Origin of the sequence: Solwaraspora sp. WMMD937 (genome assembly GCF_029581175.1) — a bacterium.
Classification (GTDB): domain Bacteria; phylum Actinomycetota; class Actinomycetes; order Mycobacteriales; family Micromonosporaceae; genus Micromonospora_E.
In genome coordinates this window covers 43,776-65,297 of sequence record NZ_CP120738.1, presented here as the reverse complement: position 1 = coordinate 65,297, position 21,522 = coordinate 43,776, and the positions used below count along the sequence as shown (strand labels likewise).

22 protein-coding genes are annotated in these 21,522 nt (G+C 69.7%); 6 read left to right on the top strand and 16 right to left on the bottom strand.

The features are described 5' to 3' along the window. Window positions 1-70 precede the first annotated feature (70 nt). The 10 genes from O7621_RS00300 to O7621_RS00255 form a co-directional block, all read right to left on the bottom strand. A complete protein-coding gene (locus O7621_RS00300) occupies window positions 71-1,525 on the bottom strand; it encodes a hypothetical protein (RefSeq protein ID WP_282232209.1) in 1,455 nt (484 codons plus the stop codon). After that, window positions 1,522-2,766 (bottom strand): glycosyltransferase family 4 protein, encoded by a 1,245-nt coding sequence (locus O7621_RS00295; protein ID WP_282232208.1) that lies wholly within the window; start codon window positions 2,764-2,766, stop codon window positions 1,522-1,524. The genes O7621_RS00300 and O7621_RS00295 overlap by 4 nt, the downstream gene beginning before the upstream one ends. Then, a complete protein-coding gene (locus O7621_RS00290; RefSeq protein ID WP_282232207.1) occupies window positions 2,745-3,707 on the bottom strand; it encodes a glycosyltransferase family 2 protein in 963 nt (320 codons plus the stop codon). The genes O7621_RS00295 and O7621_RS00290 overlap by 22 nt, the downstream gene beginning before the upstream one ends. After that, entirely contained in the window at window positions 3,704-4,975 is a 1,272-nt protein-coding gene (locus O7621_RS00285; protein ID WP_282232206.1) for an O-antigen ligase family protein, read from the bottom strand. Before O7621_RS00285 ends, O7621_RS00290 begins: the two co-directional genes overlap by 4 nt. Before the next feature lie 2 nt (window positions 4,976-4,977). Then, window positions 4,978-6,069: a glycosyltransferase gene (locus O7621_RS00280; RefSeq protein ID WP_282232205.1), complete on the bottom strand. Its 1,092-nt coding sequence runs from the start codon at window positions 6,067-6,069 to the stop codon at window positions 4,978-4,980. Window positions 6,070-6,190: 121 nt separating this feature from the next. Beyond that, entirely contained in the window at window positions 6,191-7,534 is a 1,344-nt protein-coding gene (locus tag O7621_RS00275) for a glycosyltransferase family 2 protein (protein WP_282232204.1), read from the bottom strand. Then, window positions 7,531-8,373: a class I SAM-dependent methyltransferase gene (locus O7621_RS00270; RefSeq protein ID WP_282232203.1), complete on the bottom strand. Its 843-nt coding sequence runs from the start codon at window positions 8,371-8,373 to the stop codon at window positions 7,531-7,533. The genes O7621_RS00275 and O7621_RS00270 overlap by 4 nt, the downstream gene beginning before the upstream one ends. An 11-nt stretch (window positions 8,374-8,384) precedes the next feature. Then, entirely contained in the window at window positions 8,385-9,218 is an 834-nt protein-coding gene (locus O7621_RS00265) for a class I SAM-dependent methyltransferase (protein WP_282232202.1), read from the bottom strand. Further along, window positions 9,215-10,819, bottom strand: a complete 1,605-nt coding sequence (locus O7621_RS00260) for an oligosaccharide flippase family protein (RefSeq protein WP_282232201.1) — start codon at window positions 10,817-10,819, stop codon at window positions 9,215-9,217. Before O7621_RS00260 ends, O7621_RS00265 begins: the two co-directional genes overlap by 4 nt. Then, the gene (locus O7621_RS00255; RefSeq protein WP_282232200.1) at window positions 10,812-11,585 is read right to left on the bottom strand and encodes a sugar transferase; all 774 of its coding nucleotides are present in this window, start codon (window positions 11,583-11,585) and stop codon (window positions 10,812-10,814) included. Before O7621_RS00255 ends, O7621_RS00260 begins: the two co-directional genes overlap by 8 nt. Window positions 11,586-11,943: 358 nt before the next feature. Here O7621_RS00255 and O7621_RS00250 point away from each other — a divergent pair, with 358 nt between their 5' ends. After that, entirely contained in the window at window positions 11,944-12,741 is a 798-nt protein-coding gene (locus tag O7621_RS00250; RefSeq protein ID WP_282232199.1) for a peptidase E, read from the top strand. 57 nt (window positions 12,742-12,798) lie between these two features. On the opposite strand, the gene O7621_RS00245 is transcribed toward O7621_RS00250, so the two are convergent. Continuing rightward, window positions 12,799-12,978: a DUF6767 domain-containing protein gene (locus tag O7621_RS00245; protein ID WP_282232198.1), complete on the bottom strand. Its 180-nt coding sequence runs from the start codon at window positions 12,976-12,978 to the stop codon at window positions 12,799-12,801. Between the two features lie 419 nt (window positions 12,979-13,397). On the opposite strand from O7621_RS00245, the gene O7621_RS00240 reads away from it, so the two are divergent. From O7621_RS00240 to O7621_RS00230, 3 genes are all read left to right on the top strand, one after another. Continuing rightward, window positions 13,398-14,066: an SRPBCC family protein gene (locus O7621_RS00240; protein ID WP_282232197.1), complete on the top strand. Its 669-nt coding sequence runs from the start codon at window positions 13,398-13,400 to the stop codon at window positions 14,064-14,066. Continuing rightward, on the top strand, window positions 14,063-14,734 hold the full coding sequence (locus tag O7621_RS00235; protein WP_282232196.1) for a DUF4166 domain-containing protein: 672 nt from the start codon (window positions 14,063-14,065) through the stop codon (window positions 14,732-14,734). Before O7621_RS00240 ends, O7621_RS00235 begins: the two co-directional genes overlap by 4 nt. A 101-nt stretch (window positions 14,735-14,835) precedes the next feature. Beyond that, complete coding sequence (locus O7621_RS00230) at window positions 14,836-15,465, top strand: TetR family transcriptional regulator (RefSeq protein ID WP_282234787.1); 630 nt, start codon at window positions 14,836-14,838, stop codon at window positions 15,463-15,465. 25 nt (window positions 15,466-15,490) lie between these two features. Here O7621_RS00230 and O7621_RS00225 read toward each other — a convergent pair whose 3' ends face one another. The 5 genes from O7621_RS00225 to O7621_RS00205 form a co-directional block, all read right to left on the bottom strand. Continuing rightward, window positions 15,491-15,961: a hemerythrin domain-containing protein gene (locus O7621_RS00225; RefSeq protein WP_282232195.1), complete on the bottom strand. Its 471-nt coding sequence runs from the start codon at window positions 15,959-15,961 to the stop codon at window positions 15,491-15,493. A gap of 759 nt (window positions 15,962-16,720) precedes the next feature. Then, window positions 16,721-17,686, bottom strand: a complete 966-nt coding sequence (locus O7621_RS00220) for a hypothetical protein (protein ID WP_282232194.1) — start codon at window positions 17,684-17,686, stop codon at window positions 16,721-16,723. Between the two features lie 309 nt (window positions 17,687-17,995). After that, window positions 17,996-18,556 carry a hypothetical protein gene (locus O7621_RS00215; RefSeq protein WP_282232193.1) on the bottom strand — a complete coding sequence of 187 codons (561 nt, stop codon included), beginning with the start codon at window positions 18,554-18,556 and terminating at the stop codon, window positions 17,996-17,998. Beyond that, the gene (locus O7621_RS00210) at window positions 18,553-19,323 is read right to left on the bottom strand and encodes an alpha/beta hydrolase family protein (protein WP_282232192.1); all 771 of its coding nucleotides are present in this window, start codon (window positions 19,321-19,323) and stop codon (window positions 18,553-18,555) included. The genes O7621_RS00215 and O7621_RS00210 overlap by 4 nt, the downstream gene beginning before the upstream one ends. A gap of 43 nt (window positions 19,324-19,366) precedes the next feature. After that, complete coding sequence (locus O7621_RS00205; RefSeq protein ID WP_282232191.1) at window positions 19,367-20,251, bottom strand: AraC family transcriptional regulator; 885 nt, start codon at window positions 20,249-20,251, stop codon at window positions 19,367-19,369. 3 nt (window positions 20,252-20,254) lie between these two features. Here O7621_RS00205 and O7621_RS00200 point away from each other — a divergent pair, with 3 nt between their 5' ends. Both O7621_RS00200 and O7621_RS00195 read left to right on the top strand, forming a co-directional pair. After that, window positions 20,255-21,076 carry an NAD(P)H-binding protein gene (locus O7621_RS00200; protein WP_282232190.1) on the top strand — a complete coding sequence of 274 codons (822 nt, stop codon included), beginning with the start codon at window positions 20,255-20,257 and terminating at the stop codon, window positions 21,074-21,076. Further along, window positions 21,073-21,519, top strand: coding sequence for a DUF4345 domain-containing protein (locus O7621_RS00195; RefSeq protein WP_282232189.1), 447 nt, complete (start codon window positions 21,073-21,075; stop codon window positions 21,517-21,519). Before O7621_RS00200 ends, O7621_RS00195 begins: the two co-directional genes overlap by 4 nt. The last annotated feature ends 3 nt before the right edge of the window (window positions 21,520-21,522 follow it).

Here is a 21,522-nt window from a genome sequence, read left to right as displayed (position 1 = left end):
ATTGGCCGGACGGACGCCGGTATCCATCATCTGCTGAAATAGGTTACTACTGACCGGCATCGAATGGCCGCTATTCGGTGCGAATCGCTGATCGTGAAGAGCCGGTCAGTGCTGCGGACTGTGCCGATCGGGGAGCGGTCGCCGTCGGCGTGGCTGCAGCGGCCGGAGTCTCGGGGCCAGACGGTGGATCCGTCCGTCGGTGTCGACCGCCGTCCGAGCCCGAGGCCGCGAATCGGTCGGGGCGACCGGACAACCGGTGGGACAGCATGGTCGCGCCGTCGACGACGACGACACCGACGAACGGCACACCGAGGTGCCGCATCAGCATCGCGGCCTGCTTGGCGTCGGCCATGTCGGTGTCACCTCGCCGGACCACCAGCACGACGGCGTCGACCTTTCTGGCGAGCGTGGCCGCCGTGGTTCCGGTCAGGATTGGCGGCGCGTGCAGCACCAGGTCGTCGTCCTTGCGGCCGATGGTCTCGTCGAGCTGCCCGTCGGTCGGCCACTGGCCCACCAGGTCCGCACCGACGACGGTCGGGACAGAGGCGATCGCCGGCCGGCCGAAGGTGCGTTCCATGAAGTTCAGCACGATGCGGTCGGCAACCGGCTGCGGGTCACCTTGACCGGCGCTCTGAGCTTCGACGAGAGTCACGTTGTCGCGGCCGCCGGCGATCCGAAGGGCCAGCAGGGCGGCCACCATGGCCTTCCCGTCGTCGTGCCGGGCGCTGGTGACCAAGATCCGCCGGCCAGGCAGCGAATCGACGAAGACGTTGAGGCCTGCGACCAGGGCGTCCGCCGCCACGGTCGCCGCACCGTGTCGCAGCATCCGGACATGTCGCGGCACGAAGCGTCGCGGCAGCTGCGGGAAGACTGCCAGCACCGGTAGACCCAGCTGGGCATCCACCGCCTGAACATCGCGTAGCCGGTTGTCGAACCGGTTGCGGGCGGTCGCCAGGGCGAGGCCGACGAGTAGGCCGGCTATCGCACCGAGCGCGCTGTTCAGCGTGGGTTTCGGTAGGACTGGCCGGGCCGGCGCAGTGGCTCGGTCCAGTACCCGCGCATCAACCTGCACCTGCTCCGCGAGCGCGAAGTCAGCGAGCCGCCCGATCACCGCGTCTGCGGCTTCGTTTGCGATCGCGGCCGCCTGGTCGGCCGAGCGGGCAGCCGCCGCCACGGTGACGATCTGCATGCCGGGCTCGAACTGTCCGGTCACCTGCCCGACGACCTCGTCCGCCGGCAACCGCAAACTGTCGGCGGCCCTGGTCGCGACCTCGCGTGTCTCGGCCATCCGGGCGATCGTCGGCGCCAGACTCTGCGCGAGGGTGATCGACGCCGTCTCCTGGCCGGCGACTTCCCCGTCGGCCTTCGCACTGATCAGCAGCGAAGTCGACGCCTGATAGGTGGGCGGGGTCCACTGGGTGACCAACTGCGCGGCGAGCAGCCCGAGGCACAGTCCGAAGACCGGAAGCCCGGCGAGCCGGGCGACGGCACCGACTGTCGATCGGCCACGGGACCACCGGGTCATGGTTTCGCCTCCAACTGCTGTGTTGCGGTGGCGCGCGGCGCACGGTGCGGCTCCCTGCGATGTCGGGGCAGACCCGTCGCCGAGCGCCGGTCCCCGGCGTCGCGAAGCCCGTTCCACGCATCGCACATCGCGTCAGCGATGCTCTCCCAGCTGAACAACCGGTGGACTCGGGCAAGTCCGTTGGCGGACAGCCTGGCTGCGAGCTCCGGATCGTCCCGGAGTCGGGAGAGACAGTTGGCAAGACTGACCCAGTCGCCAGCGGTGAAGGTCAGGCCGGCATCGCCGATCACGTGTGGTATCTCGCCGACGTCGCTGCCGACCACCGGCGTGCCACAGGCCATCGCCTCGACAAGTACCCGGCCGAACTGTTCGCGTAGCGGAATGCCCACCCACGGCAGGACGTTGCGCTGCACGACCTCGATGGAGGGCAGCGCCAGGGCATCCATCCGATTGAGGTGGCCTGGCAGGTCATGGTGATCTGCCCAGGAATGCAGCACGATCCGCCCTGGGCGGCGCTCGATCGCCTGCTCGACCAGGGGTCGGAGGGCACCTTCGCCGATGAATGCCACGTCACAGTCGACCGACTCGGCCGCGCGCAGCAGATCGGCGATACCCTTGTGGTGTTCGAGCCGACCGACGAATCCGACCGTGAAGCGACGGCCTGCGTCTCCGGTCGGTCCTGGCCGGAAGAGATTCGGGTCGACGCCCAGGGGCACGACCGAAGCGTTGCCGGCGTATCCCTTAACCCGAAGGACGTAGAGCGCCGCCGGGGTGATCGGAAACATGTGATCGACCTGACGGTAGGAGTACCGTTCAATGGTGGGAAAGGGCGCCGGAAATCCGATGACGATGTTTTGCGCGGCGTAGAGCGAGACCGGTACGCCCGGCCAGCGTCGCCGGCAGGTACGGATCACCTGCCAGGTCGACAGGTAGGCGGCCTCACCGATAATGTGAACCACGTCCGGACGGTGCTCCATAAATCGACTGACGTCAGTCCGGAAGAGGACCGATGCCATGTGCCCGGTCCGGCCTTCCCCCAACAGATGGGGGACGACGTGGTAACGGAACCTGGGGGATCTGCTGGACACGAGGTCGAGCTCGGTCCGGGTCAGCTCGGAAACATCGGCCGCGACAACCGTGACCGTGACATCAGGGCGGTTCGCCAGGGCGGCGAACAATTCGATCCAGTGTTCCGTCCGTGCGCCGACGACGGTGACCATCACGTGCACTTTTTCCTCCACGATTTCTCCGGCCGGCTGGACAACGCGATCCGTGAAATTTCTGACCATGCTCGAACGCGGGCCGCTCCGGTGCGAGGTTGGATGGGCAACCGCATCCCGGCGATACCTATACCGAGCATCGCGCGCAGCAGCACCACGGCACGGAGGGCCGCGAGCGTCGTGGGTCGGTGAAGCGCGAAGAAGCGCAGCATGCTCCGGTACAGGTGCGGCCAGGTGCGGGCAGGGTCGGCGCTGCTGCTGCCACCGCCCACATGCATCGCCTCCGCGGCGGGCAGGTACAGGACTGCGACATCGTTGCGCCATGCCTGAAGGCAGAGCTCTTCGTCCTCGTAGTAGAGGAAGTAGCCCTCGTCGAGGCCGCCGATTCGTCGCAGCAGATGGACGCGCACGGCCATGCATGCGCCGGAAATCCAGTCGACGGAGACCGGGCCGCCCGCCTCCCGGCACGCGTCGTACGTCGCCCGGCGGGTTCGTCCGGACACCAACCGGCGTAGTTGTACCGGTAGCAGACTGCCGCCGAACCGGGACGCGACGACCGTGGTCAACGATTCGAACGGGTGCGCACTGATGGCAATCTGCCCGTCCGGGCGGCGTATGCGTGGCCCTACGATCCCGGCATGAGGATGGTCACGCAAGGCGCTGAGGAGGGCGTCTACCGTAGCGGAAGGGCATACGCAGTCCGGGTTCACCAGCAGTACGACATCGGTCCGGACGGCCGTGACCGCCTGATTGACAGCAGCCGCGAACCCGACGTTGACGATGTTTGTCTGCAGCGTCACCTCGGGAAACTCTGATCGTACGATCGCTACTGTGTGGTCGCTGGAGGAATTGTCCACCACGATGACCGGTAGTCGGCTCCTCGCCAGTTCCGTCAGAGTGGCGCGGATATGATCTTGCGAGTTGTGCGTCACGATAACCGCGGTCGCGTTCGACTTGGTCATGTCCTCACCTCCTCGGGTACGGTCGGCTGGGGTGAATTGGCGGAACCCGTGATCATGGTCAGAGCTGGCAGCAGGCCGAGTTCCCAGTGGCCCGCCGTGGGTCCGGCGAATGCGGCTCCGACAAGGAATCCGCAGGTGAGCGCGGCGAACCCGAACGCCATGCCGTTACCGTACAGAAATCCGTTCCGTATCGTGCGGTAAAGCGGCCATAGCACGACGATCAGGCCGAGGATGCCGATGTTAGCCAGAACGGTCACGTAGAAGGCGTGGTAGACCGGGCCGACATCATCCCGGGTGAAGTCTGGTAGATAGATGTCCCGCACCGACTGCCCCAGCCCGCCGCCGGTGAGTGGGCGCTCCGCGAAGACGTTCATCCCGACAGCGGACTCGGGGCCCCGGTAGCCCGACGACTCCTGCAGTTCAAGGGCCACCACGTCGACGTGGTCGGCAAGATTCGACACCAGGGCCAGGAACGCGACACCGGCGACGGCGACGGCGACCGTCGCCGCCATGCCACGACGTAAGGTCCGTCCGCCCCAGACCAGCATCACCGTGAGAGCGACTGCCGCGGCCAACCACAGCGCCCGGTACATCGACACGGCGACATCCGCGAGGAGTAACCCGGCGAGTAAGGCGAAGCCGGCCCGGCTCCAACCTTCGGCGAGCCCGGCCAGGACGATCAGCGGTGGTACGGCGAGTAGCGCGATCAAGCCACCTGTCTGGGTTGCAGTGGCCAGCGCTGTCAGTGTGAGTGCCACGGTCGGCACCAGGTAGAGAACGGCTGCTGCGCGCAGCCGTCTCAGGTCGCCCAGTGTCTGGGCCGCGATCCAGAAGTAGACCGGAATGACCGCGATCTGGTAGGCACCGACCAGGACGTCCCGGGGTGGGTTGCCGAGCGAGAGGCCGTACACCGCCGCCAGCAGGACCAACAGCGTGAGACCCAGCATCGGCAGGTCCGCAGTGGTACGCCGAAGCTTCTCCATCCCGATCAGCACCCGGATCGCCAGTGCGATCCCCCCGGCGCCGAGTACGGCCGCGTGCATCGCGACGATCGTGGCGACGTCGCCGCCACCGATGGTCACGCCGGCAATCGTGCCGCCGATGATGGCGACTGGGAGTACCGCCCACGGCCAGAGCACGAACGCCGCACAGCAGACAGCCGAGGCTGCCAGGACGGTGCCGAGGGTGCCGGGTGAGACGGCCAGTGCCCCGACGACGGTCGCGGCGAACACCATCGGCAGCGGCGCGGTCCACAAGCCGTACGCCATTCTCATAGTGGCGGTCCGGCCAGATCCGTGAGCAGAGTACGCAGCTGGGCACCCCGTACCGCCCAGCTGTTGTCGTCCGCGACGGACCGGCGTAGCGACACCTCGGCCGGAACGTCCGCTGTCCGCAACGCCTCCTCGACCGCCGCGCCGAACTGCTGCGGCCCCGCCGCCAGCCGGATCGCAGCGCCGATGCCACGCAGCGCCGGTAGCGGTGTGGCGACGACGGGTTTGCCCATCGCGAGATACTCGTAGCACTTTTTGGGATGCACGTAGTCGATCAGCCCGCCGACCCGGTAAGGGATGATCGTTACGTCACAGCCGCGCAGAATTCCGGGGACGTCCGCGAAGGGAACCGGACCGGTGAGAACGATGTTGGGCAGCCTGGCGAGCGGACTCCGGCCGCCCCGGGTCGTCGGACCGGCGAGGACGAAGGTCCACTCGGGATGGTTTGTTGCCAGATGCGCCACCAGGTCGGCGTCGAACGCCCGGGTGTCGACCGCACCGACGTAGCCCAGCACCGGCCGGGGTAGTCGGGCCAGCCACGAGGAGACCGGCCCTGCTGGATCGAACTTCTCCGGATCACAGCCGTTCGGTAATACCACCACCGACCGGTGCCCGATGGGTAGCCGCGCGGGCAGCGCCGAGGACGAGGCCAAGACCACATCGGCGGCGGCCAGCGCCTTGCGCAGGGCCTGCCGTAGGTGCCATCGGTTCCACCGCCGGGTGAACGTCCAGTCCAGATCCGTCGCGTCGTAGACGACAGCCAGCTCTCCCAGGCGCCCCGCGACCGTCGCGGCCAGGTCCTCGTCGATCCACAGCAACCGGTGGCCCGGCCGGTCGTCCAACCATCGACGGATGAGTGACGCGCCGCACCGGCGGTTGACCAGGTTGGCCGGGGGAAGCTGCCGGCCGAGCGGTAGGAGGACGGGCACCTCGGCGCGCCACAGGTTGTGCTCCACCGGGGTGACCGACATCCGCCAACTCGGTAGCTGGCCAGGGGGGTCCACGTAGAGCACCCGACGGTCGACCGCGATCTGACGGGCCAACGCGTGCTGGCGGTGGGCCCCGCCACGCCATGGTGTGGCGCTGAACATCACCACCCACCCGCTGCCGGTGTCGGTGGACTGTCGGGACGCATCGGTGTCGCCGGCACGATGCCGCCGCGGCTGTGGCGTGGCAACGGACCGGGACGACGAGCGGACCGGGTGACCAGGCCTAGACATGAGCTGGTTCCGCCGCTGCCGGAAGGGGCGACGAGAGACTGTGTACTTCATCCTCGCCGAGGTATCCGATCACCGCGGTCACGCGCTCGTCGGTCAGGTACAGCACCCGGGCGCCGGCCTGCCGGTCCAGCCAGCGGCGTAGCCGGCCGGCGCCGAACCGCAGATTGACCCGATCGATCCAACGGACGTACCTGCCGAACGGCAGCGCCGACGGAAGGTCTGCGGACCAGACGGCCTGGTCCTGCGTCTGGATCGTCAACCGCCAACGTGACCGTGCGGCGGGTTCCGCGCGCAGCAGTAGGACCCGCTTGTCCTGCCGCCGGCTCGCCTCCGTCACCAGGGCTGCGGCCACCGTGCCTGACGGAGGGGAGTCGGCAGCTGCTGCGGACCGCCGCGAGTCGACGATCACCCACCAGTCCCGGATGTCACCATCAGGCAGCGGACCGACGTCGCCGCGTAGCGCCGCTCGTAGATCGCTCAGCCCCAGCGGCACGGGCCGGCCAAAGAGCCGTTTCAAACAATGATCGACGAGGCACACCGCGCGGAAGACGGCCAGCTTGTATCGCGGCTCGGTCAGGGACAGATAGCCGACCAGGCTGCCGAGTAGATGGCGCTGCCGGATGGTTGGCCCGAGCCGACGGCACGAGGCACCTCTACTGTGCGTCACCACAGCGTGTGGGATCATCCACAACTGGCGGCCGGCGTCCCGCAGCGTGCGGGCGAGCACGGCGTCGTTCCAGTAGATCGGGAACCGTTCGTCGAAGATGTGATCCGTCGGCAGCACCTGCCTCCTCAGCAGCATGCAACTGCCGGAGGCCAGCAACCGGGGTCGGCTGAAGTCCTCTCCGCGCATCTGAAATCTGTGCAGTGCCTGCCGGAAGACCGGGAGCTTGCGTAGCGCGGTGACCAGAGCGATTGTGGCAGCGAAACTCGGCAGATTGACATAGTGCTGCTGGAATGTCCCGTCCGGGTTCAGGTACAGCGGGCTGACCCCGGCTGCCTCGGGGTGCTGTCGCAGATGCTCGACCATTGTGCTCAATGCGCCCGGGTGAAACCGGACATCGCTGTTGAGCAGCAGGATCAGCCCGCCTCGGGCCTGCCGGTAGGCCTGGTTGACGGCGGCGGCGAACCCGACGTTGTGCTCGTTGCGTAACAGCCGTACCTGGGGATGGTTGGCCAGTAGCTCGGCCGACCCGTCGCACGACCCGTTGTCGACGGCGACGATCTCGAAACGTAGGTCGCCGCGGATCCCGGTGGGCAGCGACTCCAGGCACGCCCGCGTCTCCTCCCGGGTGTTCCAGCTCACCAGCAGGATCGACAGGTCCACGCTGTTCATCGGTCCTCCCTGCGCGCGAAGACCCGTAGCAGGTCGCCGAGGGTCGGGTGGCTCACCCGCAGCGACCGACAGGCCGCGAAGTCGGCGACCATCAGGTTGCGGGCCTGCCGCAGGCGGGCCGGAGCCCGCCAGTAGTATCGGGAGAAGATCGTGTCCTGACCGACCACCCGGAAGCCGGACTCGGCCAGCAGCCGGGCGAGCGAGTGCGGCGTGAAGTGCCAACGGTGGTAGTCGGGGGCGATCGCCGGCCACGCGCTACCAAGCCTGCGCGCGGCCGCCGAAGCGATGTTGGGCACCTCCAACGCCAGCCAGCCGTCCGGTCGCAGCGCAGCCCGGGCCGCCGCCAGGAACCGCCGCGGATCGGTCACGTGTTCGAGTACGTGGAAGGCGCAGACCGCCTCGACCGGGGCGCCGGGCGCATGATCCTCGAACCGGTCCGTGCGTACCGGCACACCAAGTTGCTCCCGGGCGAAGCTGGCAGCCGCCTCCGACACCTCGACGCCACGGGCGTCGATGCCGGCGTCGCGGGCGGCCCGCAGGAAGTAACCACCGGCCGACCCCGCCTCCAGCAGGGTCGCCGGGTGAACCCGTGACCGCAGCCAGCGGAGCCGCCGGGCGGACTCGTACCGTCGTTGTCCGGCGGACGCGAAGTAGTCCTGGTATCCGTCGGTTTCGTAGTAGGCGCGGTCATACAACTGCTCGGGTGGCGGCAGCTCGCTGGCCGTCCAGACGAACTGGCAGGTGTCGCAGCGCCGGAGCAGCCCGTCCGTGACGGGGCGACCGCCCGAGCCGTCGCCGCACAGCAGGCAGCCGGTCGCGACCTTCTCCGCAGATCTCATCGATTCTCCTGTCACTCGCCGTCCGTCGCTCTCGCCACCAGACGGACCAGGTCGCCCTGTCGTGGATGGACCAGCCGCAGCGAGCGGGTCGCCGACCAGTCCGATGGCAGCAGCCGGTGGGCGTGCCGTAGCTGATACCGGAGCGGCATGTAGTAGCGGAACACCGTGGTGTCCTGCCGGAGCACCCGGAACCCGGCCATCGTCACCAGATGCGCCAGCGAGCCGGGGGTGAAGTGCCAACGGTGGTACTCGGGCTGCAACCCGGGCCATTGCTCGCCGAGCAGCCGGGCCGCCGCCGAGGCGATGTTGGGAACCTCGAGCACCAACGCGCCCCCGGGACGCAGCGCCGCCCGTGCGGCGCAGAGGAACTGCCAGGGATCCGTGACGTGTTCGAGTACGTGGAAGGCACAGACCGCGTCGACTCGCTCGGGCAGCGTCGCGGATTCGAAGTTGCCCTGCTGGACTGGCAGGTTGAGGCGGTCGCGGGCGTAACGGGTCGCCGCCGCGGAGACCTCGACGCCGTACACGTCGATGCCGCATCTGCGGGCAGCTTCCAGGAAGAACCCGCCCGCTGGTCCGACCTCGAGCAGGGACTGCGGCCGTACCGTGGAGCGCAGCCAGCGCAACCGCCGGCTGGCTTCGAACCGGCGCGGCCCCGGCAGGAAGTAGTCCTCGTAACCGCCGCCTCCGAAGTACGTGTCGTCGTAGAGGTCCGGTGTCGGATCGGCTGCGCCGACCGTCCAGGCGAAGCCGCAGGCCAGACATTGCCGCAGCCGTCCTCCGAGGATGGCTTCGTCGACCGGTCCCGGACCGCAGACCAGGCAGGAGGCGCGACGGGGGCTCATCGGTTGCCAACTTCGTCGGTCAACGGTGCTCCGGTGCGAACGGCAATCTCCGCATCGACACATGGATGCACCTGGGCCGCCGTGCGGTCCGCCGGATCTGGTGCGCGACCGTCGAAGGTGGGGCGGAACCATCGCACGCCGGCCACCAGGAACGTCGCGACCAGCAGCGTGATGCCGGTTCTGCAGCACACCGCGAGCGCAGCGCCCAGCCGTCCGTCGCCGTCCGGCAGGTGCGGCGACACGAGACCGCCGACGGCCGCCGCGACGACAGCGGCGGTAGCCGTCCAGCCGAGAATCCGTAGCACCGGCGCCAGCGGCCGAGCCGTGGTGCGGTGGAAGTGCCACAGAAAGTAGCCCGACGAGAGCAGGATCGCGGCCGCGGTGGCGAGCGGTACGCCGACCGGGCCGTACAACCAGATGAGAGGGACCGTCGCACCAAGGTTGAGCAGGACCGACAGCATGACGTACCGCGTCTCGAGGCCCGGGCGTCCCTCCGCCCGGGCCACGATCGTCGCCGCGCCGAGCACCAGGTTGACCGCGTACGCGGGAGCCAGTACCGCGAGGTTCGTCGCCGCCCAGGGCACCTGGGCGCCGATCCAGAGTCGGACCAGCGGGTCGGCGGCCACCACGACGGCGGCGGTGCACGGTGCCAGAAAGACGGCGAGACGCCACGTCGTTCGCAGGTAGAAGCGGTCGAGCCAGCCAGGGTTGGCCGCGCCCGCGACAGCGACCGGAAAGAGCGCGAGGAGCGCGAACCCCGGGGGGAGTCGGAGCAGGTTCAGCAGCCGGGCACCCAGGTCGAAGTGCCCTGCGGTGGCCGGGGTGAAGAAGCCACTCAGTACGAACCGATCGAGCTCCGTGTTGACCACACCCGAGGCGCTCGTGGCCTGCACCCGGAGGCCGTAGCCGCGGACGACGCGCAGATCCTCGCGGCGGATTTCGGGCAGCCGCGGGGTGTAGGCCGGGCAGTACCGGTGGGCGGTCAGAATGGTCAGTCCGGTCCGCAGGCCGCTGGCCAGGGCGGTGACGGCGGCCAGGCCTACCAGCCCACCGCCGATTCGCAACAGACCGACCGTCAGCACACCGCCCACCAGCGCGGCTCCGGCACCGATCCAGGCCGCCGTGCCGTGCCGCTGGGTGCCCTCCAGAACCGCGCGCCACGGCAGTTCGACGCCGCCGAGGAACAGTGACAACAGCAACCACAACATCGCTCGACGTGCCTCACCGGCGAGCTCACCCAGCTGCAACAACCGACCGACCCAGGACCAGGAGACGGTCAGTAGGGCCGTTGCCAGTACGGCGAGGCACACCGCCCAGACCAGGCCAAGGGCCAGCGTGGCGCGTAGCCGCCGGGACGACGAGTCGCCGTCGTCCCGCGCGACTTCACGTACCATCGCCGAGCCGAGGCCCAGGTCGATGATGGCCAGGACGGCGACGACTGCGCAGAGCAACACCCAGACACCGAACTCCTGGCTGCCGAGGTGCCGATACACCAGGGGCAGCGTCAGCAACCCGACTGCGGTGACGATCAGTCGACCGCCCAGCAGACTGGCGGTGTTGCGGGCCACCCGGCGGCCGGTCCCGGTCGACAGGCTAACCACGGGGGAATCCCCGGCAGAGTTCCACGATGGTGAGCAGGAGCAGACCCAGGTCCAGCCGCAGCGACCGGCAGTGCAGGTACAGCAGGTCACACCGAAGCTTGTCCTCAGCCGTCGCTGCATAACCGCCGGTCAGCTGCGCGATGCCGGTCAGCCCTGGTCGGATGAGGTGACGCAGGTGGTAGTGCTGGAGCCGGCACAGCTCACCGACGAACTCGGGCCGTTCGGGCCGCGGCCCCACCAAACTCATCTCCCCCCGGACGACGTTCCACAACTGCGGGAGCTCGTCGAGGCGGGTACGCCGGAGCAATCGGCCGAGTCTGGTGATCCGGTCGTCGTCGGCAGCGGCCAATGTCGGCCCTGTGGCCGACTCGGCGTCGACGTGCATCGTTCGGAACTTGACCAGTCGGAAGAGCCGGCCACCGGCGCCCACTCTGGTCTGCACGTACAGTGGTGGGCCGGTCACGGCCACCGCCGCGCCGGCGAGTAGCAGCAGGGGAACGAGCAGCGGCGCCGCGAGCAAGATCAAGATGAGGTCGAGCCCTCTTTTCGCCCACATGTCTGCGGTCGTCAATGGACCGGAACGCAGCTGGAACCAGGGCAGCCCGCCGTACCGCCGCAGGCGAGCCGGCCGGAGGAGTCCGTACACCGGTCGGGCGAGCACGAGGATCGGCACCCGGTAGGCGCGACAGGCGGCGATCAGCCGTACATCGGCGGCGTCCAGGGAATGCTTCAACAGCAGCAGCTTCGGCTGGTATTGAGCGAGCACGGCCGGCAGTGCTTCCAGGTCTACCGGCCCACGCAGCCGGAGCGCGACGTCGAATTCCTGGTCGAGCCGGTCCGCCGGGCTCTCGGGTCCGTCGTTCTCGAGGACCAGAACCCGTCCGCCCCGGCTGCCGGCTGGTCTGTCGGAGTGCCGGCGGCCAGCTCTACCGTTCGGCGTCCGGGACGCGACACGCCGATCGGTGCCAGGCAGGACGGAAGCCGGCGCCGACGCGTCCCCGTGACTCGGCATGCGTGTACTCCAAACCAGCTCTGGGCCGTTAACTCCTCAAATCGGATGCAAGCACTGTATATCTCGCTCGACGGACTAGAGGCCGCATATAGCTAAAAAGGTGTAATAGATCTTGAGCCATTTCTGGCGGGCAGCGCTGTTCCTGCATGATGGGCAGGTGGCCCGGCCCAGTCGCCAGATCTTTGCCGTCTCCGGCATCCTGCATCCGCCGGTGGGTGAACCGGCTCCGCGACGCAGCGCACTGCTCGACCACGCGATCTCGTTGACCGGTGTGCCGGTGGCGAAGGTCTGCCTGGTGCCGACCGCCACCGGTGACCAGTCCCAGGTGATCGAGTCCTTCTACACGGCCGTCAGCGACACCGAGCAGGTCATCCCGTCCCACCTGCAGCTGTTTCCCCGGCCGAACGTCGACGACGTCGGGGCGTTCCTGCGTGATCAGCAGCTGATCTGGGTGACTGGCGGAAGCGTGGTGAATCTGCTCGCCGTGTGGCGGGCGCACCGGGTCGACGTCATCCTCCGCGAGTGCTGGGCGGCCGGCGTGGTGCTGGGCGGGGGCAGCGCCGGCAGCATCTGCTGGCACACCAGCGGGGTGACCGACTCGTTCTCCGAGCGGCTCGACCCGGTCACCGACGCGTTGGGGTTGTTGCCGTACAGCAACGGCGTGCACCACGACCTGGCGGACCAGCCGCGTCGGAGGCGGTACCTGGAGTGCGTCGCGTCAGGCGACCTGCCGGCCGGGCACGCGACCGACGACGGAGTCGGCCTGCACTACGTCGGTACCGAACTGGTCGAGGCGGTCAGCAGCCTGCCCGGCGCCGGGGCGTACCGGGTAGAGCCGGGCGAACGGCACGGGACAGTGGTGGAACGGTCGATCCCGACCCGGCTGATCGGTGCCGCCCGGCGGACGTGAGCCGGGACCGGCGGGATGCCCGACGCCGTCGGCGTCAACCCGCTAAGCCATGATCAATCATGCCGTGACCCGGCGGTTCGCGTGCAGCCCGGCACGGAGTTCGTCGTCGCTCATCACCAGGTAGACGAGGCCGCATTCGGCCGGACCGGTGGTGCCGGGCAGGCACAGCGTGCAGGGCTCGCCCGGCCGGATCGGGCATTTCGCCTCGGGGTGTGGGTGGTGCACTCGCGCTGTCATGCCATCACTGTCCCGGGTCGACGCGGTCGGCGGCAGGGCCGGACGGCACCCGGCGGGCCGGACCTCTGGCTCGGAACGGGGCGCCACGGAAGGTGCCCGGCCGTACTACCGTGCCGACGGTGGCGCGTGGCGGAAGAGCCGGGTGGCATGGGATCTGGGGCGTTGTGCTGGTCGGGCCGAACGGGGTCGGCAGGAGGGCGACGAGGCCTGGTGGCGGTGGAGCGACGAAGTCTGGCGTAACACAGTGGACGTTGTCCGGCCTCGACATCGGCACCACCGGTCGGGTCGCGGTCAGTCCGTGGGCCCCGGCCGACTGACCTGCGGCACGTCGGTCAGCCCACCTACCCGTCATTTGAGCGAATGCTCAAACTCGTGCTAGCCTCCCAGTTGAGCACTCGCTCAAATTTGGGAGGTTTGGTGTGCTTTACATCGAGACACTGATCCAGGCCCCGGTCGACCAGGTGTGGCGGTACACCCAGGACCCGGCCCGGCACGGCCGGTGGGACCTGCGCTTCACCCGGATCCAGCCGTACGGGTCGCCGGGGCAGTTCCGGTACGCCACCCGGCTGCTGCCCGGCCTGACCGTCGCCGGCACCGGACAGTCCACCGCCGAACGCTGTCGGCCGGACGGCTCCGCTACCTCCGCGTTGCGGTTCACCTGCGACCACCGGCTGTCGCTGATCCGTGCCGGCCACGGCTTCTGGCGATATCAGGCGACCCCCAACGGCGTCCGGTTCTGGACCGGCTACGACTACACGCCCGGGTGGGGTCGCCTCGGCCCGGTCGCCGACCGGATCTTTCGCCCCGCCTTCGGCTGGGCCACCGCTTGGTCGTTCGACCGGCTGCGACTGTGGCTGGAGTACGGCGTACCGCCGGAGCGCAGCCGCGACCGGGCACTCGTCGAGGTCGCCGTCCGGCTCACTCTGGTGGTCGCCGCCGCCGCGCTCGATCACCGGCTCGCGCTGCTGGCCGTACCACTGGTCGGGCTCGTGCCGCCGCTGCCCGGCACACCGGCGGCCCGACGGTGCCGGCCGCGTCGCTACCGGCGGACCACCACCGTCCACGCGACCCGGGCGGCGGCCCGGTGACCTCGATCTTCCAGCAGGCGCTCGGCGACGACTTCCACCGGCTGCACCCGCGTCTGCGGGAACGCTTCGGGATCAGCAGCGAGCAGTCCACCGGCTGCGTCGGCACCGGGGTGATGGACCGGATCTGGCACGGCCGGGCGGTCACCGTGCCGTTCCTGTACCTCGGCGCGACCCGCCACATCCTTTTTCCCGAGCAGGGCACCGACGTCCCGTTCAACATCGGCAACTACGCGTACCGGGACAGCTTCGGCCGGGAGGCGGTGAGCTTCGTCCGCACCTTCGACGTCGCGGCGCACCGCCGCCGTCGGTTCGACGCGACGATGGTCTACAACCCGGCCCGGTCAGCCATTGTGGACTATCTCGGCACCCGTCAGCATTACGCGGTGCTGCTGAGTCTCGCTGTCGACCGGCGCGGCGGGCTGGTGATCCGTACCGGCGAGCAGCGCTATGCCGGCCGGCGCTTTCCCCGCGCTCTGTCTGGCGGCGCCGAGGTGCACGAGTGGTGGGACGGCTCCGACGGGTGTTTCCGGATCGAGGTACGGGTGACCAACCGCTTTCTCGGCCCGATCTTCGGGTACCGGGGCCGGTTCACGGCACAGTACGTGGACACGGGGACGGCCCCGGTGCCCGCTGCGGTACGCCCGCTGCGGGAGAATGCACAGGTATGAACAGTGGTTCGTCGGCGCGGTCCGGCCCGTCCAAGCCTGCCCGCTCGGGAACCCGCGCCGGGGCCGGCACTGGTCACGGCTCTGCCACCCGGCAACGGCTGATGGACGGGGCGTTGCAGGCGATCCGCCGGTACGGCATCGCCGGAGTGTCCGCCCGCACCGTCGCCGGCTGCGCCGGGGTCAACCAGGCCCTGGTCTTCTACCACTTCGGGACCCTTGATGAACTGCTCGTCGCGGCCTGCCAGGCGGCGTCCGCCGAGCGGGTGGCCGACTACCGCGACCGGTTCGCTACCGTACGGTCCCTCAGTGAACTGCTCGACCTGGGCCGTGAACTGCACGAACAGGAACGTCAGGCCGGCAATCTCGCGGTGCTGGCCCAGATGCTCGCCGGTGCGCAGACCGACGAGCGGCTCGCTCCGGCTGCGGCGGCCGCGCTGCGGCTGTGGACCGACGAGATCGAGCTGGTGCTCCGCCGGGTGCTGGCCGGATCGCCGTTGGCCGTATTGGCGGACCCGTCCGGCCTGGCCCGCGTCGTCGCCGCCGGGTTCGTCGGCCTGGAGCTGTACGAAGGGGTCGACCGAATCGGTGCCGACGAGGCGTTGGCCGCGTTGGAACAGTTGGCGGTGCTGGTCGACGTCGTCGACGACCTGGGGCCGGTCGCCCGTCGGGCGTTGCAGGGCCGACTCTCTCGCCGTAACCGGGGTCGGGTCCCGCCGGGCGGCCGGGCCTGACGCGCGGCGGGGTGAACCGGTCGGGTCACAGCGGCCCCAGCACGGTGCCCGGGTCCGCGTCCAGCGTCAGCGTCTCCAGCACCGCCAGCAGCTGGCGTTCCTCGTACCTGAAATGGGACTCCATGATCGCGGCCAGGCCGTCCAGGTGCCGGTCCAGCTCGGCGGGCGGCGCGGCCCGCGCCACGGCGGCCTGTAGCCCGCTCAGCAGGTACGCGATCATCGAGTGATCCTGCCGCAGGTTGAGCAGCGTGTCGTGCAGCTCGGGATGCTGCGCGGCGATGGCCGGGAACAGTCGATCGTCCTCGCCCTCGTGGTGGGCGGTCAGGGCGGCGCAGAACCCGTGACAGAACAGCAGCAGATCCCGGGTCGCAGACTCTGCAGGCCGGCCGGCGGCCAACGCCTCCCGGGTAACGGTCAGCGCCTCCCGGAGCCGGTTGTGTACGCCGCGCAGTTCGCGGCTCCAGGCCACCAGCCTGGCTTCGTCGCCCTCACCCACAAATGAAGGGCGAAGGGGCGACGGTCGTCAACGTCGTGCTCCCTTCGGTCCGGTGCCTCCATGCCTGACACGGACTGCCACCGGCACGCGACGCTGCGGCAAGGCTATCAGATGTGGCCCCGGACCGACCGGCCTGTCCGGACCGGTCAGCCTTGTAGACAGAGGACTGTGACCAGGTTGTCGCCGTATTTACGATGGCAAACTTGGCGGGCGGTGATAAGGTTACTGTACGGCGACTCACGGGGAGACAGATCATGCTTCGACTTGAGCCATGTGCATTCATTGTCCGGTGACCCGGCCAGCGATTCGACGCTGTTTCGCTTGGCGGTAGACGGCCGCGCCGGCCGGCCCGCGCTGTCGTAGCACCGGTCAGCGGTACTGACCTATCGGTGGCCGGATTCCGGCCACGAGGAATGAGCGGCTCGTTGCGTTGTGCGACGTGCCTGATGTCCGCGCCCGCCAACCGGCCAAGCCGGTTCGCGGTGCAGTTCATCTGTGTGCAGTCCTTGGCCAGCGTCACACCCTGGCCGGGACCCGACCGCCTGTCGTCGGCTGCCGGCACTTGCCGGGCCGATGCCGGGTAACCGTTGTCGACCACTACCTGTCCCGTCTGATCGGCGCGATTCCCAACACCGTTCGGAGAGTCGCAGCTGATCGCTGTCTGCCAATGGCAGTTCCGTCGGATTCTGCCTGTCGACGTCAGCGGAGGTGATGCGTGATGGAGACCGACTGACCCGTTGCGACCGTTCCGATCCTGCGTCACGGCTGAAGTGCCGGAAACCACTGGATGCCGTACGCGAGATACAGTTCCGGATCGTCGAAATCCGTGTGCACCTCGCCGACCGCGTCCGGCTGCAGCAGTTCACTGCCGGGCTGCGGTGTGTCCAGTAACCGAACGGGCTCCCCGGTCACTCGCCGCACCCACTTGGGCAACCGGTCCGGGTCGAATCTCACTCGCAGCTCGAAGCGCCGGCACCGTCGGGTAGCCGTCAGCACGTAGTGCGGTGAGGCGATCTGACTCGGCCCCAGCCGGGTGACCACACTGAAGTCGCACGACTCACCGGCGGCGAGTGGCCGGGGCAGGCCCACGACCAACTGTGACCGCTGCGGCAGCGGTCGTTCGTGCCTGATCAGCCGCCCGCCCCAGTGCACGTCGGCCCGGATGTCGAGCCCGTCGCTGCCTGGTGGGCAGGGCAGCGACATACCGAGCACGACCTCGTCGACGCCGTCCCGGTCGGCGACGATCCGCCGTTCCTCGTACGCCTCCATCGTCGGGGTGTCCAGCCGGACCAGCACCCGCAGCCCGGCGACGTGCCAGCCGGCGCCGACCGGGCTGGAGCTGCGCCGGCCCAGCTCCTGGCCGATCGCCTCGGCCAGCAGCACTTCCGCTTCGTTGATTCGGCGCAGCGCGGTCCGGTCCTCGCGACCCAGCCGTTGGGCCAGCCAGGCGACCCGGCCACGGAAGTGCGCGTCCTGCGCCTGCGGGTGCAGCCCCAGCGCGACCCTCGCCGCCAGCGCCATGTCGTCCGGTAGGCGTCGGACCTGGCTGTTCAGTTCGGCTATCACCCGCTCGCGCAACTCGGCGGGCTCGTCGTCGCGGTTCACCGCACTGTTGCCGCAGAGCGTACGCAGGTGGTCGCCGAGCCGACCGGACAGATCGGGTGCCGACACGCCGCGACCGGCCCGCAGGGTGCGCAGCTCCGATTTGACCTCCACAGCGGACACGGATGTCACCGTCCTTCCTGGGCGAGTCACCTTGTCCTCGCCGTGACATCAGCACCAGATTCTGTCACGCGATGCGACTTCTGCGGACGTTCACCGTGGCCGAGACTGGTTACGCGAGATCCGGCGTGGTCCGCTCCTGCGCGGAAGGGCGTGAGCCGCCGTGCCTCCGTGTCCCGATCTGTGGGTGCCGGGACCGGTTCACGTGTGTCGACGCGTGGACAACGGGGATGGCTCCGGTACCCGCAGCGGGGACGGCTCCGACGCCCGCAGCGGGAAGAGTCGACCACCCGGCCCGCCCCCGCCGGACGGTCATCCACCGTCGGGCGGCTCCCCGTCGGCCGGGTCGAACAGGGACGAAGGAGGCCCGGCCGCAGCCACTGGGCCGGGCCGGTGACTGGGCGGCGCCAACGGCCGCTCCGGCTGCCGGCTGAACAACCGTACGCCAGATCGTGCCGTGGTCGTCCGGACGGTGACCGGCAGGGTGACCATCCGCACCGGCTCAGGCGGGGCGGTGAAGCCACGACTGCCCCATCGGACCCAGATCGCCACTCGACCAGCGGCAGCCTCGGCGAGCAGTTTCTCCACCGTACGGTGCCGGTCGGTGTGGTCCACCTCGACCACCAGCGGCGGTGCGTCTGGCCGGGCGCAGGCCACGTCGACGACCGAGTGCCGGCCCTGCATCGGCGGCGGCAGCGGCAGTACGCTGGCCGCCCGACGGTACACCCGCCAGCCCTGCCCGGCACCCCACCGCACCACGGTGTCGATGATCGTCCTGGTGACCTGTTCGGTGCCGAGATCGGTGAAGGTCAACGTGGCCAACTGGTCGCCCAGCCCGGCGGCCACTCGCGCCGCGTCGGCACCGTCGGTCACAACGGCAGCCAGGCGAGTACGTCCCGGATCTTGGCGTCCCAGTAGCTCCACACGTGGTCACCGGCTTCGAAGTCGACGGTGAGTGGAACGCCCCGGGCGGCGCATGCGTCGCGGAACCGGACGTTGTCCGGGTACAGCACGTCCTCGGTGCCGCAGCACAGCCAGAGCTGCGGCAACGCCGCCGGGTCGGCCCGGTCGAGCACCGCGAGCAGGTCGTCGTCGCTACCGGCGATGTCCTGCTCGCCGAAGACCCGCCGCATCAGCGGGTCGGTGGCGGACACCGACGGTCCGTGCTGGCGGGCGGCCACGTCGAGTACGCCGGACAGGCTGGCCGCCGCCGCGAACCGGTGCGGCTGGCGCAGCGCCCAGCGCAACGCCCCGTACCCGCCCATCGACAGGCCCGCGACGAAGGTGTCCTCCCGCCGTCGGGAGACCCGGAAGAACGAGTCGACCACGGCCGGCAGTTCGGTGGACAGGAAGGTCCAGAACGGTGCTCCGTGCACCTCGTCGGCGTACATGCTGCGGTGCACCTGGGGCATCACCACGGCCAGGCCACGCTCCTCGGCGTACCGCTCGACGGAGCTGTACCGGGTCCAGGCGGTGGCGTCGTCGGTGAGCCCGTGCAGCAGATAGAGCACCGGGGGATCGGTGTCGCCGGCCCGCGCCGGAGCGCCGATCCGGGTCCTGGTGTGCTGAGGTAGCAGGACGGTCATCGAGGTGGCCTGCTCCAGAACGTCGGAGTAGAAGTCGACCCGCAGGTGTGCCATCCGCCCAGTGTGCCGGTTCACCGGACGGCGGCCTCTGGTCGGGTCAGTCGTTCCCGGCGCTGCGCCGGTGCCGACGGACCTGGCCCGGCGGTACCCCGTACGCCCGTTTGAAGGCCCGGCAGAACGCCGCCTCCGACTGATAGCCGAACCGGCGGGCGACCACCGGCAGCGGGTCGGCGGACCGTTGCAGGTGGTCGTGGGCCAGCTGCAGCCGCCAGGTCGCCAGGTAGCGGATCACCGGTTCACCGACCAGCTCGGTGAACCGGGCGGCGAACGCCGACCGGGACATGCCGGCCTGCTGAGCCAGGGTGCTGACCGTCCAGTCCCGGTCCGGCTCGCGGTGCAGCGCGGTCAGCGCCCGGCCGATTTGGTCGTCGCGCAGCGCGGCCAGCCAACCCTGGCGCGCCTCCGGAGCAGCGTCCAACCAGGACCGGATCGCCTGGATCACCAGTACGTCAGCCAGCCGGGTCAGCATCGTCTCACCGCCCGGTCGCAGCGCCTGTGCCTCCCGGGTGATCAGCCGCAACGTGCTGTGCAGCCACCCCGACTCGTCGTCGTCGAACCGGTCGAGATGCAGCACCGGCGGCAGCTGGGCGATCAACCGCCGGGCGGCGACGTGGTCCGGGCGCAGCACCGCGTACGTCACCTGGGTGAGCTCGCCGCCGCCACCGTGCCGCATCATTTCGTACCGGTCGCTGAGCTGCTGCACCGGGATGTCGAACAGCGGCCGCGTCGATGCGGCCGGTGCGCTGCGGAACCGGTGCGGGACACCGTCCGGGATCAGCGTCAGACTGCCCGGCCCGATCAGGTACGGCCGGGCGTCACCCACCTCCAGCCAGCACCGTCCGGCGGTGACGACCTGCAACGTCATGCAGCCCGGCAGGGCGGGCACGTCGATGCCCCACCCAGACCGAACGGGAGTTCCCACGCCATGTCACGACCGTCAGTGCTCGTCACCGGGGCGACCGGCAAGACCGGCCGGCGCATCGCCGACCAGCTCACCGCGCTCGGCCTCCCCGTGATCCGGGCCAGCCGCCAGGGCGAGCAGCCGTTCCACTGGGCGGAGCCGGCCAGCTGGCCCGCCGCGCTGCGCGGGGTGGACGCCGTGTACCTGTCGTACTCGCCGGACCTAGCCGCGCCCGAAGCGCCCACCGTGGTCGAAAAGTTCTCCGCCGCCGCCCGCGACGCCGGTGTCCGCAAACTGGTCCTGCTCTCCGGTCGGGGCGAGACCAACGCCGGCCGCTGTGAGGCGATCGTCGCCAGTTCCGGGCTGACCTACGGCATCGTGCGGGCCAGCTGGTTCAACCAGAACTTCACCGAAGGACATCTGCTCGGGCCGGTCCTGGCCGGGACGGTGGCCCTGCCCGCCGGCGAGGTGGCCGAGCCGTTCGTGGACGTCGACGACGTCGCTGACGTCGCGGTGGCGGTGCTCACCGACCGCCGGCACGACGGCCGGACATACGACGTCACCGGGCCGCGCCTGCTCACCTTCGCGCAGGCGGCGGCGGAGATCGCCACGGCCAGCGGCCGGGCCGTGGGCTACCAGCCGGTCACCGCCGAGCAGTTCCATCTCGCCCTGGTCTCGCAGCTGGGGCCGGACTACGCGCGGCTGCTCACCGACCTGTGCGTGGAGGTGTTCGACGGGCGCAACGCGTCGCTCGGCGACGGCGTCGAGCGGGCGCTGGGCCGGGCCCCGCGGGACTTCGCCGACTTCTGCCGGCAGGCGGCCGCCGCCGGGGTGTGGCGGCGGTGACCACCGTCGCCGGCCCGGCAACCGACACGCCCCGTACCCGTACCCGCAGCCAGAAGGCGATCCTCGTCGTCGCCGGCCTGGTCGTGGTCGGTATCGGGGGCGCGGTCCTGACCGCACCGGACGCCTTCCACGCCGGCAACGGCATCGACTTCGCCGGCAACAGCAGCCTGCTCAGCGAGACCCGGGCAGCCGGCGGGGCCCTGCTGGCCACCGGGATCCTGGTCACCCTCGGGGCGTTCGTCCGCCGGCTGACCTTCACCGCGGCGCTGATCGGGGCGACCGTCTACCTGGCGTACGGACTGTCCCGGCTGCTCAGCATCGCTCTGGACGGGATGCCGGCCACCGGTCTGGTCGCCGCTGCCGTCGCCGAGCTGGTCCTCGGCACGGCCTGCGGGTACGTCCTGCACGGTAACCGCCACGCAGGTGGGAATCCGGCACGGTAACCG

What these genes read in the sequence shown, in the direction of transcription:
- O7621_RS00245 (WP_282232198.1), bottom strand. Translation starts at nt 12,978, where the DNA reads ATGACAGCGCGAGTGCACCACCCACACCCCGAGGCGAAATGCCCGATC.
- O7621_RS00230 (WP_282234787.1), top strand. Translation starts at nt 14,836, where the DNA reads ATGGACGGGGCGTTGCAGGCGATCCGCCGGTACGGCATCGCCGGAGTG.
- O7621_RS00270 (WP_282232203.1), bottom strand. Translation starts at nt 8,373, where the DNA reads ATGAGATCTGCGGAGAAGGTCGCGACCGGCTGCCTGCTGTGCGGCGAC.
- O7621_RS00265 (WP_282232202.1), bottom strand. Translation starts at nt 9,218, where the DNA reads ATGAGCCCCCGTCGCGCCTCCTGCCTGGTCTGCGGTCCGGGACCGGTC.
- O7621_RS00200 (WP_282232190.1), top strand. Translation starts at nt 20,255, where the DNA reads ATGTCACGACCGTCAGTGCTCGTCACCGGGGCGACCGGCAAGACCGGC.
- O7621_RS00210 (WP_282232192.1), bottom strand. Translation starts at nt 19,323, where the DNA reads ATGGCACACCTGCGGGTCGACTTCTACTCCGACGTTCTGGAGCAGGCC.
- O7621_RS00280 (WP_282232205.1), bottom strand. Translation starts at nt 6,069, where the DNA reads ATGTTCAGCGCCACACCATGGCGTGGCGGGGCCCACCGCCAGCACGCG.
- O7621_RS00290 (WP_282232207.1), bottom strand. Translation starts at nt 3,707, where the DNA reads ATGACCAAGTCGAACGCGACCGCGGTTATCGTGACGCACAACTCGCAA.
- O7621_RS00300 (WP_282232209.1), bottom strand. Translation starts at nt 1,525, where the DNA reads ATGACCCGGTGGTCCCGTGGCCGATCGACAGTCGGTGCCGTCGCCCGG.
- O7621_RS00275 (WP_282232204.1), bottom strand. Translation starts at nt 7,534, where the DNA reads ATGAACAGCGTGGACCTGTCGATCCTGCTGGTGAGCTGGAACACCCGG.
- O7621_RS00285 (WP_282232206.1), bottom strand. Translation starts at nt 4,975, where the DNA reads ATGGCGTACGGCTTGTGGACCGCGCCGCTGCCGATGGTGTTCGCCGCG.